Origin of the sequence: Microbacterium proteolyticum (assembly GCF_029639405.1) — a bacterium.
GTDB lineage: Bacteria > Actinomycetota > Actinomycetes > Actinomycetales > Microbacteriaceae > Microbacterium.
Genome location: NZ_CP121274.1, coordinates 2,473,634 through 2,488,456, shown reverse-complemented (window position 1 = coordinate 2,488,456; position 14,823 = coordinate 2,473,634). Strand labels below are relative to the sequence as shown.

13 protein-coding genes and 1 tRNA gene are annotated in these 14,823 nt (G+C 65.0%); 4 read left to right on the top strand and 10 right to left on the bottom strand.

Annotated elements, in window-relative coordinates; all coding sequences use genetic code 11:
- Nucleotides 1-85: 85 nt before the first annotated feature.
- The 4 genes from P8R59_RS12485 to P8R59_RS12470 form a co-directional block, all read right to left on the bottom strand.
- A complete protein-coding gene (locus P8R59_RS12485) occupies nucleotides 86-1,507 on the bottom strand; it encodes an MSMEG_0567/sll0787 family protein (RefSeq protein WP_278101329.1) in 1,422 nt (473 codons plus the stop codon).
- A complete protein-coding gene (locus P8R59_RS12480) occupies nucleotides 1,477-2,571 on the bottom strand; it encodes an MSMEG_0568 family radical SAM protein (protein WP_278101328.1) in 1,095 nt (364 codons plus the stop codon). Before P8R59_RS12480 ends, P8R59_RS12485 begins: the two co-directional genes overlap by 31 nt.
- 278 nt (nucleotides 2,572-2,849) lie before the next feature.
- On the bottom strand, nucleotides 2,850-3,116 hold the full coding sequence (locus P8R59_RS12475; RefSeq protein ID WP_278101327.1) for a hypothetical protein: 267 nt from the start codon (nucleotides 3,114-3,116) through the stop codon (nucleotides 2,850-2,852).
- On the bottom strand, nucleotides 3,116-3,535 hold the full coding sequence (locus tag P8R59_RS12470; protein ID WP_278101326.1) for an RHS repeat-associated core domain-containing protein: 420 nt from the start codon (nucleotides 3,533-3,535) through the stop codon (nucleotides 3,116-3,118). Before P8R59_RS12470 ends, P8R59_RS12475 begins: the two co-directional genes overlap by 1 nt.
- 210 nt (nucleotides 3,536-3,745) lie before the next feature.
- On the opposite strand from P8R59_RS12470, the gene P8R59_RS12465 reads away from it, so the two are divergent.
- Entirely contained in the window at nucleotides 3,746-4,393 is a 648-nt protein-coding gene (locus P8R59_RS12465; protein ID WP_278101325.1) for a hypothetical protein, read from the top strand.
- A 401-nt stretch (nucleotides 4,394-4,794) separates the two neighbouring features.
- A complete protein-coding gene (locus tag P8R59_RS12460) occupies nucleotides 4,795-5,043 on the top strand; it encodes a helix-turn-helix domain-containing protein (protein ID WP_278101324.1) in 249 nt (82 codons plus the stop codon).
- A 160-nt stretch (nucleotides 5,044-5,203) separates the two neighbouring features.
- On the opposite strand, the gene P8R59_RS12455 is transcribed toward P8R59_RS12460, so the two are convergent.
- Nucleotides 5,204-6,688 (bottom strand): DUF5677 domain-containing protein, encoded by a 1,485-nt coding sequence (locus P8R59_RS12455; protein WP_278101323.1) that lies wholly within the window; start codon nucleotides 6,686-6,688, stop codon nucleotides 5,204-5,206.
- A gap of 618 nt (nucleotides 6,689-7,306) precedes the next feature.
- Nucleotides 7,307-9,871: a DEAD/DEAH box helicase gene (locus P8R59_RS12450; protein ID WP_278101322.1), complete on the bottom strand. Its 2,565-nt coding sequence runs from the start codon at nucleotides 9,869-9,871 to the stop codon at nucleotides 7,307-7,309.
- Nucleotides 9,872-10,344: 473 nt separating this feature from the next.
- Here P8R59_RS12450 and P8R59_RS12445 point away from each other — a divergent pair, with 473 nt between their 5' ends.
- Nucleotides 10,345-11,226 carry a DUF6615 family protein gene (locus tag P8R59_RS12445; RefSeq protein ID WP_278101321.1) on the top strand — a complete coding sequence of 294 codons (882 nt, stop codon included), beginning with the start codon at nucleotides 10,345-10,347 and terminating at the stop codon, nucleotides 11,224-11,226.
- Between the two features lie 131 nt (nucleotides 11,227-11,357).
- On the opposite strand, the gene P8R59_RS12440 is transcribed toward P8R59_RS12445, so the two are convergent.
- Together P8R59_RS12440 and P8R59_RS12435 are read right to left on the bottom strand one after the other, a co-directional pair.
- Complete coding sequence (locus tag P8R59_RS12440) at nucleotides 11,358-12,128, bottom strand: hypothetical protein (RefSeq protein WP_278101320.1); 771 nt, start codon at nucleotides 12,126-12,128, stop codon at nucleotides 11,358-11,360.
- A gap of 133 nt (nucleotides 12,129-12,261) precedes the next feature.
- Nucleotides 12,262-13,263, bottom strand: a complete 1,002-nt coding sequence (locus P8R59_RS12435) for a hypothetical protein (protein ID WP_278101319.1) — start codon at nucleotides 13,261-13,263, stop codon at nucleotides 12,262-12,264.
- Between the two features lie 136 nt (nucleotides 13,264-13,399).
- On the opposite strand from P8R59_RS12435, the gene P8R59_RS12430 reads away from it, so the two are divergent.
- The gene (locus tag P8R59_RS12430) at nucleotides 13,400-13,633 is read left to right on the top strand and encodes a DUF2188 domain-containing protein (protein ID WP_063256884.1); all 234 of its coding nucleotides are present in this window, start codon (nucleotides 13,400-13,402) and stop codon (nucleotides 13,631-13,633) included.
- 126 nt (nucleotides 13,634-13,759) lie between these two features.
- Here P8R59_RS12430 and P8R59_RS12425 read toward each other — a convergent pair whose 3' ends face one another.
- Complete coding sequence (locus tag P8R59_RS12425; RefSeq protein ID WP_278101318.1) at nucleotides 13,760-14,581, bottom strand: hypothetical protein; 822 nt, start codon at nucleotides 14,579-14,581, stop codon at nucleotides 13,760-13,762.
- Between the two features lie 118 nt (nucleotides 14,582-14,699).
- Nucleotides 14,700-14,776, bottom strand: a tRNA-Pro gene (locus P8R59_RS12420).
- Between the last annotated feature and the right edge of the window lie 47 nt (nucleotides 14,777-14,823).

Below are 14,823 nucleotides of genomic sequence, written 5' to 3'. Positions count from 1 at the left end.
TCGGTGGAGCCGGGGATGGAGCGCGTTCTGATATCAGAATCGCGGTGGGATGTTTCGGATTGGTTTCTGCCGGAATGAGGTTGCGTTACGCCTCGCCAAGGCCGGTGGCACCGGCGTCGACGGCGACGGTCTCGACGCCGTCGGGCCACCGCAGCACCACCCCGGGAGCAGCGGTGAGCGCGCCGATCGTCGACGACGTCGCGAGCGGCGACGAGATCGGCGGGGCGTCCGCGGTGAGCATGCCGAAGCCCGGGAAGCAGGTGAGCCAGTCGCCGAACGCGGCGGCGTCGGGGGCGGGGACCTCGGCGACGTCGATGCGCGCGCCGGTCCCGGATGCCTCGGCGAGCATCGCCGCGGTCCCGATGATCCCGGCCATGCTGACGTCTTTCGCCGCCGCGGGGCGGTGCTCCGGAATGACGCCCGCGAGATGGCGGAGCTCGGCGCCGGTGCGGGTGGAGGTCGAATCCCACTGGCGGCCCTCGAACCCGCGCCGCCAACGTCCGTGCAGGTCGACCGTGAGGCCCAGCCGCTGACCGGGCCGCCCTCCTCCCCCGGGGACGGGGTGGGCGGTCCGACCGATCGCCGTGACCGCGAGCGACGACGCCCCACCCCACTGGGTGTGTCCGCCGAGGATCGGGACGCCCCACGCCACCGCGGCACTCCGGAGTCCCGAGACGATGCGACGGACCGCGGATGCCGTGGGCGCCGACACGGCATCCATGAGTCCCACCGCGTGCGCGCCCATCGCCGAGAGATCGTTGACGTTGACCAGGACCCCGCACCAGCCGGCCCACTCCGGGTCCTTGTCGATGAGGGCGGGGAGGATCGCGTCGGTGGCCACGACGACGTCGGTTCCCGAGACGAGGGCCCCGTCGTCACCGATCCAGCCGGCGCCGCCGAGACCGTCGGGGTGATCGTCGCGGATGCCCGACAGCACCTCGCCGAGGGGGTTCTTGGTGGCCCGCACGAGGGCTGCGAACCGGTCGATGGGCCAGCGCATCCGCACGTGCGGCGCGCCCGCGACCGTGGCCTTGCCCCAGCGCTCCCACCCGAGGTGCCGGAAGAGCGGCTCGTTGCGCTCCTGCACGGTCGCTTCGAATCTCACGACCCCGCGGGCCACGGCCTCGCGGCACGCCGCGCGCACCAGGGCGGATCCGATGCCCCCGGCGTGGCGCGCGCCGCGCCGCACCGCGAGACGGCTTCCCGTCCACCATCCGATGTCGCGCGTCGTCGCGGGGGCGAGACGCACCCCGCCCAGGACGTCTCCCGCCGGAGTCACCGCGACCAGCACCACGGTGCGCGGATCGTCGTCGATGTCGTCGTGGTCGTTCGCGTCGAAGAGCCCCTGCTCGTCGACGAAGACGTCACGCCGGAGTGCGCGGTAGGCGCGCGTCCGGGCGTCGTCCGCGACGTGGATCTCCCACGCCGGCACCTCGAGCCGCGCGCGCGAACCGGTGAGCACCGGCACGTCGAACATCACGCGCCCGCCGTCTTGAGGATGCTGCACGCCCCGCACGCGGCGCAGCCCGCGCGCTGGTCCTCGCCGCGCATCCCAGCGGCATGCAGCAGGCCTGCCACGCGGGAGGTGATGTCGTCGACGACCGCGCGATGCGGAGCCGGGACCTTGTCGATGTCGGTCGCGAGCGTGCCCTTCAGCGGACGGAAGGGGACGACGAAGGGGTACACGCCCATCTCGATGAGCTCGCGGGCGCCCTCCACGGCTTCGTCGGGGTCCTCCCCCATGCCGACGATCAGGTACGTCGACACCTGGTTCCAGCCGAACACCCGCACCGCTTCACGCCACGCGGCGCGGTACTCGTCCATGCTGAGGCGGGATTTCCCCGGCATCCATCGCCGACGCACGTCGTCGTCCATGGATTCGACATGGATGCCGATGGACCGGGCGCCCGCGTCGTAGAGGTCGGTGATGGCCTGGAGATCGGCGGGCGGCTCACACTGCACCTGGATCTCGAGCTGCGGCACGGCGGCTTTCACCGCACGCACGCAGCGGGCGAGATGCTTGGCGCCGCGGTCCCAGCCGTTGGAGGTACCGGTCGTCATGACCATGTGCGTCACTCCGTCCAGACGCACCGCGGCCTCGGCCACCTCGGCGAGCATCGCCGGCGTCTTGACCGCGATGGTCGTGCCGGCATCCAGGGATGCTTCGATCGCGCAGAAGCGACAGCGCTCGCTCTCGTCGTAGCGGACGCACGTCTGCACGACGGTCGTGGCGAGGACGTTCTTCCCGTGCAGCTTCGCGATCTTGTCGTAGGCCACCCCCTCGGCCGTCTCGAGATCGTAGAACCGGGGCCGCACGACCGGCGCGACGTCGAACCCGAGGTCGGCGCCGTCGCGTGTCAGCCGGCCGGCCGCCGTGACGACGTACGGACTGTTCGGGTTGAGGGGGATCGCCGCCCCCTCCCCGTCGACGACGAAGTGACCGTCATCGCTCGGGCCCGCCCCACCCGTGCGGCGCACGGGGGCGTCGCTGCGGACGCCGAGGAGAGCTAGGCTGACACGGGTCGAGACCCGGTCACGATCCACCGGTGCAAGGGCTGACGCGTTGTCCATGCAGTCCAGTAGAACCGCGCGGTGTTTCCATACGACGACGGTCGGATAGCGATCGCGTTTCGCGGTTCTCGTGGGTGATGGACTTCCGGGTCCGGTTCGCGTGGTGCCTCACGCTGTCGCCCTGTGCTCACGCCAGTTCGCCTACACCGCCCTTCTCGCTCACGGGCCCGCGCCTTCGTCGAGACGAACCCGGGAGCCGCGGTTTGCTGCGGACGCCAGGGGCGATACGCCGTGTGGCGCGCTGCTCGCGGAGTCGAGATCGTGGGCCGTCCGACAAATCACTCCGGTTCCTCGTCTCGCGCTACACCTGCCATCATTTCGCGGTACTGCTTACGGTCGTTCCGAATCACCACCACAGCAGTGGCGACTGCGATGAGCAGGAGAGCCGAGCCACCAAGAACGGGAGCTAGGACCGTTTGCATGTCTCCAGCCGCGCTCACGGTCTTGATGCCGACCACGAGGAAGATGAAACCCGTTACCGCCATAGCCACCGGCAACATCAGCAGTGCGGTGTACAAGAGAATCCGTCGCTTATCCATGGGCATCACCGCTCACCGTAGAACACACCTCCCGCGGTTCTCCCGACGAGCTCCCCGAATCCAGCGCATCCAAGCCCGAGAAGCGCCGTCCCGCCTGCTGTGAGGGGGGCCGAAGCGGTCACGCCAGCAAAACAAGCTGCACGGGTGAGGCCTCCGACGATGCTCGGGCCGACATCGTTCCAGCCCAAGCTGCCGGACGATGCCTCTCCGATTATGGTGCCGTTCACCCAGGCATCGACGGCGGCGGCTCCGTACTCGAGGGCTGCGGACACCCACCTAGTCCCACTGGGATCGGATCCGTTCATCGGGTTGGGGCTCCCGTAGATGTACGGGTTGGCCTCCTGACCGGTGGGATCCATCTGCGTGAACCGACCGAGGCTGGTGTCGTAGTTACGCCGGTCGCTCCTCGCGGCCGGCTCTCCCACCGCTGGAGGAGTGGGTCGAGGCCAGGCCGCTGGTGCGGGTGTCGTTCCCCTGAGGCGGACCCACGCCCCGACGGATCGCGACGGACGGACGGCGAGCCTGCACACGCGTCACGGTTCGGTATCGCGTTCCGCAGGATCGAAACGATGTCGCTATCGTGAGGCGACGCCCGCCCATTGGGGGACGCGGGCACCATCGAAAAGAGAACGACAATGAGCGCGCCCACGATCAGCACCGAGCCCGCCGTCGTTCCACCGAAGCCCGGGGTGAAGCGCATGTGGCACCTGGCGCCGCTCAGAGTGCGCGCCGGGGTGGTCACTGTCGCTGTGATCGCCATCCTGGGCATCGTCGGAACCGTTGTCGCAACCAGCATCGCGGCGCAGAACGCAGCGAACTGGGAGGTGCTGCGCCAGCGAGGAATTCAGCAGTCGGAGACGATCTCGAAGCTCGAATCGAGCCTCGCCCGGGCCGAGTCCGATCGCGACCGCGCCGTAAAGAACCTTGTGCCGCAGACGGAGCTCACGCAGCGTGAGCAGACCGTAGCCGCAGCAGAGAAATCTGTCGGTGACCGCGAGGCGGCGGTGAAGGGGCGCGAAGACGCGATCACCGCGAAGGAGAACTTCGTGAAGCAGACGTCGCTGACCGGTGGCAAGTACACGGTCGGCGTCTCGATGGAGGCTGGCACTTACCGCACGGAGAACACGAACTCCCGCTGCTACTGGGCGGTGTACACGTCGGGCACCAACTACGACGACATCGTGCAGAACGACCTCGGGGCAACAGGCGTGCTCACGGTGACGATCAACCAGGGACAGGACTTCGAGACGAACAGGTGCGGTACCTGGGTGAAGATCGGCTGACTCCCGCCCCTCTGACTAGCTGCGGACGAGCGCGGTGGCGGCCGCGGTCAGGCAACGAGCGCGGATACAGTGGTGCATCGCCCGACAGCCGCGCGAGACTCGCGGACGAAAACTTCGAATGACTCCGGATCGCTCCAGCCGCCCACTTGGTCTGCCGAGGGAATCCACGAACGACAGGAGGCCCGGACCCCCACATTTCTGCGGGAATCCGGGCCTCGACTGTCGACATTGTCTACCTCTGTTCCAAGAAATCGACGGCCTCTGTTACGGCGGCTCAACTTCGCAAGGTTTCCACCTCTATCGGGGGTTTTGCGCGAAGTCTCCAGCCTCGCGTGAAGCGCGGGTGGAACCGACTGAGTGGCGAAGATCGGGCGGTTGTTGTCCCGCGCCGCAAGGATGGCGTGACCTCCACTGCGCTGGCGGCCGACTTTGGTGTCGCCAAGTCCACCATCCTCCGGATACTTCGCGATGCTCGGATCGTGGTTCGCCGCCAGTCGGTGACTCCCGATCAGGTGAGCGATGCGGCGCGTCTCTACGAATCCGGCCTCTCGCTCTCCCAGGTCGCCAAGCGCCTCAACGTGAACCAAGAAACAATGCGTGTCGCGATCATCGCCACGGGAGTTACGCTTCGTCCGCCGACCGGCCGCTAGGGGCAGGCAAGGCCGAGCCCGCGAATTGGATCAAGTTTGCCGCGGAGCTTTCGCAGAGTCGGAGCCCCCGTGCGCAAAGGATCGCGGGGCCCCTGCACCGTTCGGATGGCGGCGGGCGCTTGCCTGCCGAAGGCGCTAGCTCACGCTTGCCTGCTGAAGCTTACGCTTGTTCAGCCCCGTGGCTTCCTCCGGTCGGATGGTTCGCACCCACCGCCGTGAAATACTCCTCGGTGAGCGTCCTCGCATAGTCCACGAGGTCATACAGAAAAATCGGTCCGACGATTGTGCGATCGCTGTCCGCGAGGACTCGATGATCACGGTGTAGCGGGTTGAGGCAGGTTTCGAACACGTTCATGTCGATCGCGCCCCACTCCCCATGGACGTTGCTGCTCGCAGGTTGGAACAGCAATCGGTAGTCGTCACCGAGGTCGGTCTCATCAGCCATCCTCCGCATGTCGATACCGGCGAAGTTGCCGCCGACATCGATGCTGACGAACTCCTCGTACTGGTCGCGGTTCACGTAGGCCGAGATCAGCTTGAGGTAGTTCTTCATGCCGTCGCCGGCCTCTCCCGCGGCGTCGATGAAATCCTCCATGTGGAGCTTGAGGAGCTTGAGGTGTCCCACTCCGTAGGCTCGGAACTTTTCGTACAGTTCGGGATCGTCGTGGGCAACGAGGTAGCGGATGATGATTCGAGACTCGACGAGCGCTCGCAGAACCGGTGCTCCGTGCTCCATGGTCCACATGAGCGGGTACCCCGCAATCGTTCGAACTAGCCGGAGCGCGCGTCCAACGAGACCTGTGAGAACCTCAAAGCGATGAGGGGAATAGAGGTCGGGGTCGGTCGTCTTCGCAGCCTCGGCAAAGCCGGTCCAGAGCGCCTCCACCATCTCGCGAAGCTCTCGCAGCGAGTCACGCGCCTCATCCGACCGGCCGTCGAGGACCTCAGGGGCTGGCTCAGTCTTCGATAGTTGGCAAGCGTAGAGATTCCAGTTGGCGCGCCAGAACCTCGCGGGCCATTCCAACTCGCCGTCTGACATTGACTCCATCGCGAGAAATGCCGCCCGCACATGGGATTCCACGCGGGCCTTCTGCTCGTCATCGGCGTCTCTCGGATACTTGCGGAAAGCTTCCATAAGCTCGTCCGTCATGACCTTGTCCGAGAAGGACACTCGACCGGCTTTCACCATCTGGCGGAACAGGAGTGCTTTAGCTCGAGTCGCGACGTTGCCTCGGCCGTCTAAAGCCTTACCGACGACATCGCGAAGCCCCCGCTCTGCGATCGCGGGATCTATGACCGATCCGGTGTCTAACCATGGTTGAACTAGCCAGCGCCCCGGTGCCTCCGGGTACATCGCGAGGGCCATCGCGAACTCTTCGGGGAAGATGATGTCGTAAGCGCCCACCGTGACCAGGTGTTCAAGCAGGCCCGACCGTGCGGCCTCCGGAATTGCTTCGAAGTCTGAGAGCTTGCCGGTGAGAAGCCAGTTGTCAGGAAAGTCCGTCCTGTCGCCCCCAAGCCCTGTCTCGATCTCGTCCAGATACTTCGAGGTGGCGAAAACATCGAAGTACTCCTCAGAGCTGACCTGCCAGCAGAGCCACAGGCAATTGGGTAGCGAATCTTTGGCCCAAGGCACGAGGGTCATGTTTGGGATCGTCATCATCGGCGGGGTAAGTACCTTGCCCCTGCGTTGATGATCAGTCAGTGACGAGGTTTGGCGCGCACGCTGTCTCGTGGTCCTGTTCCGCTTACCCTTCGACACTTAACCCCGTCCATTCCGCTTGCCGCGCTGACTCGTTCTGACGATCAGGCAACTTGTACCGTGAGCTCGAGTCCACCGTGCCCGCCGCGACGTAATACCAGGATCCGAGACTCCGATCGGCTAGTACTTGGGCCACTGAAATCGAAGCATGTCCGCTCCTCGCCGCGGTAACGATATCTGAGTACGTCATCGCTTCCGCTTCTTGTTGCCGGGGTTGAGCCGCTTCGTCGTTCGTCGCGCCGAAGGCGGGACTGGACGCCCCATGACCTCGACGGGGATGAGTCCTATCTCAGTCGCCAGTCGATCGAGCTCTGCATCGACAACGGGACGCCGGTTGTCGTACCGCGAAGAGTTTCGTGTCAATGGTCAGGTGAGGATCGAACCAGTCGCCCTCATCCGTCCGCTCAATTTCGAAGGCTCCTGAGAAGCGCATGCTTGTGGTCCCCCTTGTGTGCCCCTCATTATGACAACGAGCCTCACCGCGTCAAGCATCAGCGGTTTCTACTCCGCCCTGGCGTTGACCGGATCCCGCGTGAGCCTGTCGTGCACCTGGGAGGGGAGGATTCCGCGGCTGTTGAACGTGTCCGCGACAAGCTCCCTAAGCTGCGCTTCTGTGCGTCCTGAGGACTTCGCAAGGAGGTCAGACCAGGCAGAGTCGGCATCGTGCGCGATTTCGGCGATGCTCGACGGCGCGGCGAAATGTACGTGGCTCTCTGCTCCGGCGATTCCGTCCCCGTGGATTCCCGGCTTGGGTGAGACAACGATCGTGGCGCTCCCGAGAGGGGCCGCGTCGAGGCCAGCATCCGCGGCAAGGAGACGGAGCTGGTCGTTCGCCTGACGGATGTCCTTGTGCGGCACGACGCCCGTCGGCTCATGGTCGCTCTTCGCCTCGACCGCAAGCCACAGCTCGTTGCCCCACGGCCAGACCGAGTCGCAACGCCCGTTCGGCTTCGGCTTGAACGCGGCCGCACCGAGCATCTTCCCCAGGTCGGTAAGCGCCGGCTCGTACTTGCCGGGGTCTCTCTCGGCAAGACCCGCCTGAATCGCGCCGATCTGCCGGAGGATCGCCGCCTGGTTCACGCCGCCCGCGAGGCGACCAGCGATCTCGGCGACTGCCAACGCATCGACGGCTGCGAGAGGAGACCGCTCGGCCGCCGGGAACGGCGCCATCTGCCGAACCCACGAACCGAGCCCAAGCACCTGCTCTGCCTGTCGGACGAGCGCGAGCGCCGCCGCGCGTCCGGCCTGATCTCCCGCTTTGTCTGCGGCCTGATCCGACCACACAGCTTCGAGGTACAGCCAGAATGCCCGGTAGCCCGCGTTTGCTCGGCCGCCAGCTCCCACGAGGCGCGCGGCCTCGTGCGCATGCACGGCGGCCTCCGCCCAACCCTCCGCAGTTGCCGCAGCCCAGGCCTGGATTTCGTGCGAACTGCACGCTGCGAGCGACGCCGTGCCATCCGGCAAGTGTTGTGACATTTCCTTTCGGTAGTCAGTCAGAACTGGTTCGGCGCCGGCCCGCCAGGTGTCATCCGTCTCCTGCTCGAGGAACGCACGGACGTTCTCCATCACGTCTCCGACGCCGAACGCCTGCGAGTTCTCGCGTCCGAATCGCAGTTCCGCCTGGAGCTCTGGATCGAGGGCCTGCGTGACTTCGGGGCGAGTGAGATAGCGGGACAGCTCGCCGCCCAGCACCAGTACGATCGCGGTGTCGCGCGGGCCGCGCGTGCATCGCCCCGCGCCCTGAATCACGCGCGTCCGCACTCGTGCCGCGAGCGCTACGCTCGCGCGGGCCCGGTTCTGAAGGAATCGCTCCTGGAGATTGTCCTGGTTCGGGACGCCGTCCAGGGCGACGAGCCGGCAGCTGTCACCGGGCAGATCAAGCCCGTCGTACCGAGCGGCCAGCCCGCACACGCCGTTCTTGAGCGCCGCGAACGGTCCCATCCCGTCCGCGACATCGTCGACGCCCATGATGGTCCACCCGGGTTTGGCCAGCGCCGCCGCATCCTCCATCGCGACGTCCTTCTTTGGGGCGAGGACGAGCGCTTTGCCTGCCTTCTTCACGACGTCGCGCGCCAGGTCCGCGGGATCGGACTGCTCGACGAACTCCGGGAACACGAAGAAACGCCGTCCGTAGCGGGGCGGGGTGGTCGGCTGCCCAAGGCGATGGATGCCGCTGCGGCCGAATGCCCGCTCAATCTCCCCGCCCTCGCCTAGTGTCGCGGAAAGGTAGACGCGTTGCCTTGCCCCGGAGAACAACGCGTTCTGATGCGTCGGCGGAATGTACGGGCGCACTAGGATGCCCGAGTAGGCCACGTACACGAGGCTTGAGCTGAGGCCGGCCCGGATCATCGCGAATTGGTAGCTCTGTGATTCAGTGCATGTGCCCAGCGCCTCCGCGAGGCTCGCGACCATGCCGGGCTGCCGCAGCGGCACGACCATCCGCACGTCAGCGCCGATGTTGGGGTCGGGGTCGCCAGCACGCAAGCGCTCAAGGAAAACGCCGTCGAGCGCAGGCGCGACGGCATTGAGCACCGCGTGGTACTCGCCTGATTTCGCCCACCTGTTGATACTGACGCCGTACGCCTCGCCCACGTATTGTTCGCCGGCATGCGCGTCATCGAACAGGATCAGATCGGCGTCCGCCAGCCGGGGGTTCGTGTTGAAGATGCTGCTGTACGTACTGACTGCGATGGCGCTTGCCGACTCGTACGCGGCCTGCGCGCCACTCGGCCAGTCGCGGCTCCGCCCGATCAGGAGGGCCGTCTGGATGTCCTCCGGGCCTGCGGCAGCGACGACCTGGCGCGCGAGCTGCTTCGTCGGAACCGCGTAGATCACGCGAGCTTGGCGCTTGCGCCGCGTCCATTCAGCGATAAGCAGACCGGTGAGCGTTTTTCCGGTTCCCATGGGCAGTTCCAGGGCGACGTCCGGCTTGCCTTCGTGTTCGGCGAACGTCTTGAGCATCTCGGACTGGTGAGCCCAGAGCCCCGGCACTGCGCCCGGGCCAGGGTTCAAGTCGTCGCGATAGAGATCCGCCGGCGTCGCGGGGACGTTTCCGTCAGCGGTCATTCGGACAAAAGGCATCGTTTATCGGCTCCCCCGGGCGGCAACGGTTCGATCAGGATTAGGCGTTAGGAAGCTCGTCCGGTTCCACCGTCCGGAGACGCTTCCGTGCCTCCGGACGGTAGCTCTCCGGAGTCACCTCCAGCACCTGCCTCACCATCTTCGTGAAGAAGCTATTCGAATCGGTGTGCCGAGGCATCGCGACCCACCGAAGCGAGAGCGAGATTGTAGCGAGATCGTCAATGGTCAGCCTCTCCGGGAACGGCGTCGGTTTGTCGTATTCCATGAGGATCATGCACGCGGCGTCGAGGGCATCGTGCTCCCGCTCGACTTCGTAATCCTGTCGACTACTCCTCGCGCCTCCGACGGCGTCGCCGTTAGCACGTCGGAGCGCAAAGCGAAGATGAATCCGAACGCCGCAAGCGGATAGAGCAACCTGTCAGGATGTGGACGTGGACCTTACTCCGGTAACCGATCTCATGGACGAGCTGGCACGCAGCACCTGGGCATCGCTCGTTGACGCGTATGACCTTGACGTCGACTGGGGTGAGGTCACGATCACCCATACGGTTCTGCTCGCGCTGAAGCGATTGCTTCGCGAACAATCACTGCCGCTTCTCGTGGAACGCGTGCGTGCGCACGACGAGAAGGCGAGCGGGGCAGACTTCGAGTTGTGGGTTCAATCGGCGTCCGGCAACGTGGTCGGCTTCAGCATTCAGGCGAAGCGGGTATATCTCGGCCGGAAGAAACCCGAGTACCAAGCTCTCGGCCACAAGGGCGCGTTGCCCAAAGAGAAGCAGTACGACACACTCCTCCGGCACGCTGCCAAGAACGGCACCGTGCCATTCCACCTCTTCTACAACGGCTGGGCTCTCCCCCGCACTGACATCGCTTTTCCATCCGGCCGGGACACGGAGTTGTTCGGATGCGCGGTCGTTCGCACGTCCGAAGTACGACGGATTCGGAACGCCAACGTTAGGCGCGGAATGAACGAAGTCTCGCGCTTTGCCAAGATATCGATGCCGTGGTCCGACTTGCTCCGATTGCCATCTGGCGGGTCAGCAGGTGGAGGTGGCGGCTCTAGTGATGGTGGAACCTCCGGCGGGGGCAATCCGACAAGTGGCATTCCTGATCCGTCACAGTCGCCGGCGGCCCCCGCTCCGCTTCGGGTGTCCGACGAAGATCTCCGCAAACTGCTTGAGCTCCATTCGGCCGAGCCCGTTGACGACAAGGTGAGAATCAGGGAGGGGCTCCCCGACTACGTGACCGCCGCTCTGTCCAGTACCGCCGCCGCGGGACACGAGGATCTCCAGGACGACCCAACGCTGCCGGAAGTGGTGGCGGTGATCAAGGGCGCCTGACGGCAGAGGCCGACGAAATCGCCGGAGTGGCTGCGGCCGACTCGCTGCGCGGTGCTCTCGGGACAGGCGCGCTCGACTCGTCGGCACGAGCCTGAACCTCAACTGGACACGACGGACGATCAGTCGCCCGATCAGGGTTCTCCCTCTTCTTCAGTGGCTTTTGTGAGCTTCGCGAGCTCCGCCCGGCGGCGCGTCTCACGGTCTTGCTGCGCAGCAAAACGACGGTGGAGATGGGACCTCTTGCGTGCGCGACTGTCAATCACCCGCTCGGTCGCTTCGAGGTATTCGTGTAGGGAGTTGGCAGCCTTGGCGAGTTCCGCGTCGGCACTCTTTTGATTGCTGGCCGCATCGGCAAGCTTCTTCAAGCTACTTGCGACCTTCTCGATAGAAGCCTCCTGGACCATCGTCTCGGCCCACTGCGCGAGATCCAACAGAGACTGACTGGTCCACGTGCGAGCATCGCCACTGCCTTCACAGGTCGCGGTTACGATCAAGCGCCGCTGCATGGTCTCCTCGTAGTCATCTCTGAAGACTCCGAACCAGAAGAACATCGAGCGACCCGGAGCCAAGAACGGGATTCCGTCTCGGACAAGAGTCCGATCGATCGCGGCCTGCGCAACCTCATCGTCCGCGACAGGTAGAGGGGACCACTCGAACCGAATGTTCCGCGCAGCAGTGAGCCCCACGTTCTTCACTTCTAGAAGGATGGCGGCGCTGCCCTCGAACGAGAAGTCGACGATCACGTAGGGTCTGGCCTGCTCGAGTTGCGACCCGACGGAGGACCGGTACTGGCGAAGGGCGAGCCATGCCGCGACCACGGCGACGACCAATGTTGCGAATGCCCAGAGCGCCTGCCACTCGTCTGCCGTCGGCCAGCCGTCGACGCGCCACCACTCGTTCATGGTCGGGACTGTAACGGGAACGTACGACACCCGGCTCCTGACCAGCTCGCTCGGCCCCACACGCTGACGGAGTCTCCTCGACAGGCATCTCGCGGACGCGACACCCGTACCCGCGTCGCCCGATCCATCAAGATCACGCGGAGGCGGCACGCTGAAGGACTGCCGTCAGATCCGCCACACTTCGAAGGATGGTGGTGCCGTAACGAGACTCGATCTTCGCCTGCGTGAACCGGTGCACCCATTGCTTCTCGGTGACGACCACGTCGCAGTACGCCGCTGCTACGGGGAGCCCAAGGATGTCGTTGAGGTCGTGTAGCTCCCACTTTTGCTCTGTCTGACGGAGCTTTGCTCCTCGCATCACGTTCGTGACATGCCGCGTCGGCAGATCGTCCATGAACTCGACCACTCCTGCTGGACCGAGGTCCTCCACGAAGCGGTCCCAGGTGAGACCGATACCTTCGACCGCCCGGGTGACCGCGGGCCTGATATCACCGAGGTCCGATGCGCGCACGGCGAGGTCGAGCATGGGTCCCGACAGCCCCCTTGCCCTGATCTCCGAGGCGATCTCGTTCTCGTGATCGATATATTGCTGATCGAGATGACGGGTGTCCGTAACCACTCCCGCCAAACGTGCCATCGCTGGACCGACCCGCAGCAGCTCCGCTTCAAAAAGCTTCGAGTAGATCTCCTGGATCTTGGGGTAGTCCGAAGCGTCAATATCGTTCTCGGAGCTACGGAGCAGACTGATGTCGAGTTCGGGCAACACGACCTGGTCGTTCGTCAGGTGCTGGATCCCGATTCCGAAAACCTCGGGGCTGCGCGGCTCCTCGGGGCGACCGTAGCGAGCGTTGAGCGCGTGGTCCAGTTCGGCGGGCAGCACGTATCGTCCGGGCGCCATTGTGTGTCGATTCGAGAGTTCGATCATGACGTTGGCAACGTCGTTCCGGGACCGGTCATCAGAGCGTTTGCCGGTCTCGGCGTAGCGAAACATGTCGAGCGGAAATGATGCCGTGCCCGCCGCGACGGCAGCGCGGGCAGCTTCCAAGACCTCTACATAGCGCGCACCGGCTGGGTGGCCCTTAGCCGCCCTCGCGAGGTCGATCCACTTGTTCTGGTCGAGATAGACGCGCAGCATGAGCTCATCATTTCGAGAGTCGGCTCATTCGAGGCGCGAAGCGACCTGGAGTTGTGCTCCGAGTCAGTCGAACCGCCAAAATGTCGGTGGCCTGTCCTACCATCGGCACTCCAGCAATTACCTGAAGGAGGCCACGATGGCTGATTATGACGTGCAGTACGACAAGGACAAAGGCGACTGGAGCGCCAAACGAGAGGGTGCCTCGCAAGCGGCCGGCCGCTACGGCACGCAGGCTGAAGCGCACGACGCTGCGGTGGGGTTCGCAACCCGTAGCGGCGGCGGTGAGGTCCGCGACCACCGTAAGGACAACAACCAAATCCGCAACACGGACACCGTCGGCAAGAAGGATCCGTACCCGCCGAAGGGTTGAGCCCCTGAGTCGAGCCCAACTCGAGCGTTAGGAGATAGGCTCGACTCGTTCGGCCATGGCCATCTCGCCGCCAGGAGAGCCGCGGGGAGGCGTCTCGCAATTCCGGGCTTAATACGTGCTGATCCCTCAGCTGGGATCGTGGTGCTGTACCTCGGTGGGCCATGCCCCCGCGCCGCCCCCACCTTTGAGGTACACGCGCCCGTTCGCGCCGATGCTGGACACGACGGCCAGCTCGTGACGTGCTTCCGCTATCCCGATCGATCGGTAGCTCCGGCTCACTCGAACGACGTCACCGCTCTTCAGCTTCAACTCCTCGTGCGCAGTGATAGTGCCAAGCGCGAGGTAGTGGTCGATCCAGGCAGAGATCTCGGCGCGGCTCTCGTTATGCACCTCCAAAGTAGGACAGAGCTTCCGGAGGAACTGTATCTGTCGCTCTGTCGGTGCCCCCGCGGCATGCTCGGTCCCCCTGATTTTCGGCTCGAGGAATGCCTCCAGTCGCGCCGCTGCCACGTTGAAAGGCAGGTAGGCATCGAGCGTGCATCCAACCAGCGTCGCGAGCGCCAGCTGATGCGCAGCGGCATGCCTAAGGCTGAGTCTGAGTAGGCGAACAGGTTCGCGCCAATCTGCGTGGGCCATTGGAGACATCGTCGACCACACCTCCGACATCGTCATCGATTTTTCGCACGCACGTCTGGGACGCAGATGCGGGGCGAGGCACGGCGGCTCAATAAGCGCGCGAACCGGGGTGGAGGTGCCGTCGTGCCTCGAAGCAACTTGCTGGTGTCCACCCTCGACCGCCTCGAAAACCCCGGGGACCTCTACACGAGCCTCGCAGGGGACACCCGACGGGACCTCCTCCACGCGTTCTTCCAGCGCCTCATCGTGCACGTTGAGGACGACGGCATTCGCATCCGACCTGTCCGCACCGACATCAACGAAGCGCTTCACGACTGGCAGGCGAACACCTCAGCCACAAACGAAAGAGCCTCCCGCGTTTCCGCGGAAGGCTCTCCGTTTTCGACCATCCAAAGGGACTCTTCGTCCAATGGTTTGAGTAACAGTCAATTGGTCGGGATGACAGGATTTGAACCTGCGACCCCTTGACCCCCAGTCAAGTGCGCTACCAAGCTGCGCCACATCCCGTCGCCCGCGAGCAGGCAACTCGATTATCTTACCCGCTCCGCGCACGT

Excerpts from the sequence above, each read along its gene's own strand:
- P8R59_RS12450 (WP_278101322.1), bottom strand. The coding sequence starts at position 9,871 with ATGACCGCTGACGGAAACGTCCCCGCGACGCCGGCGGATCTCTATCGC.
- P8R59_RS12440 (WP_278101320.1), bottom strand. The coding sequence starts at position 12,128 with ATGAACGAGTGGTGGCGCGTCGACGGCTGGCCGACGGCAGACGAGTGG.
- P8R59_RS12465 (WP_278101325.1), top strand. The coding sequence starts at position 3,746 with ATGAGCGCGCCCACGATCAGCACCGAGCCCGCCGTCGTTCCACCGAAG.
- P8R59_RS12455 (WP_278101323.1), bottom strand. The coding sequence starts at position 6,688 with ATGACCCTCGTGCCTTGGGCCAAAGATTCGCTACCCAATTGCCTGTGG.
- P8R59_RS12435 (WP_278101319.1), bottom strand. The coding sequence starts at position 13,263 with ATGCTGCGCGTCTATCTCGACCAGAACAAGTGGATCGACCTCGCGAGG.
- P8R59_RS12430 (WP_063256884.1), top strand. The coding sequence starts at position 13,400 with ATGGCTGATTATGACGTGCAGTACGACAAGGACAAAGGCGACTGGAGC.
- P8R59_RS12445 (WP_278101321.1), top strand. The coding sequence starts at position 10,345 with ATGGACGAGCTGGCACGCAGCACCTGGGCATCGCTCGTTGACGCGTAT.
- P8R59_RS12475 (WP_278101327.1), bottom strand. The coding sequence starts at position 3,116 with ATGCCCATGGATAAGCGACGGATTCTCTTGTACACCGCACTGCTGATG.
- P8R59_RS12480 (WP_278101328.1), bottom strand. The coding sequence starts at position 2,571 with ATGGACAACGCGTCAGCCCTTGCACCGGTGGATCGTGACCGGGTCTCG.